The following is a 959-nucleotide window of genomic DNA, read 5'->3' as shown; positions in this document are numbered from 1 at the left end:
AACCGGGCGGCCCGTGAGCGTGCCGCCGCCGATGTCATCGACGAGCTCGCCGAGCGTCACGCCGAACGCGGTCTCGAACAGTCCGCCATGGCGGATGTTGCCGGCGAGCTGGATCGGCATCGTGCCGCGGGAGCGGCCCATGCCGAAATCGGCATAGGCCTTGGCGCCTTCGGCGAGGATGAAGGGGACGGCCGCGAACGACAGCACGTTATTGATGACGGTCGGCTTGCCGAACAGGCCGTGATGCGCCGGCAGCGGCGGCTTGGCGCGCACGATGCCGCGGCGACCTTCGAGGCTTTCCAGCAGCGAGGTCTCCTCGCCGCAAACGTAAGCGCCGGCACCGACGCGGACTTCGAGATCGAAGCTGTACGTGGAACCGCCGATCCTGTCGCCGAGATAGCCGCCGCGCCTGGCGGCTACAATGGCGGCATTCATCGCCTCCACCGCGTGCGGATATTCGCTGCGGATATAGATGTAGCCCTTGGTCGCGCCGACGGTGATGCCGGCGATGGTCATACCTTCGATCACCAGGAACGGATCGCCCTCCATGATCATGCGGTCAGCGAAGGTGCCGCTGTCACCTTCGTCGGCGTTGCAGACGATGAACTTTCGGTCGGCCTTGGCCTGCGCAACGGTCTTCCACTTGATGCCGGTCGGGAAGCCCGCGCCGCCGCGGCCGCGCAGGCCCGATGCCGTGACTTCGGTAAGGATCGCATCCGTGCCGAGCGACAGGGCGCGCTCAAGTCCCTTGTAGCCGTCGTGCGCGCGGTAGTCGTCGAGCGAGCGCGGATCGATCACGCCGCAGCGGGCGAAGGTGAGACGGGTCTGGCGCTTCAGCCAGGGGATCTCGTCGGTCGCCCCCAGCCGCAGCAGATGCGGCGTGTTGCTGGCGAGCGCATCGAGCAGGGAAGGCACATCGGCCTCGGTGACGGGGCCGAAGGCGCTCCGGCCCTGCGGCG

1 pseudogene is annotated in these 959 nt (G+C 67.9%); it reads right to left on the bottom strand.

Annotated features, from left to right (window positions below):
• Nucleotides 1-959 (bottom strand): annotated as a pseudogene (locus MOV75_RS39625) (formate dehydrogenase); the annotation flags it as partial.

The organism is Bradyrhizobium sp. PRIMUS42 (genome assembly GCF_023006515.1).
Lineage (GTDB): Bacteria > Pseudomonadota > Alphaproteobacteria > Rhizobiales > Xanthobacteraceae > Bradyrhizobium.
Note: the sequence above shows the minus strand (reverse complement) of the source record. Positions and strands in the feature narration are given on the sequence as shown.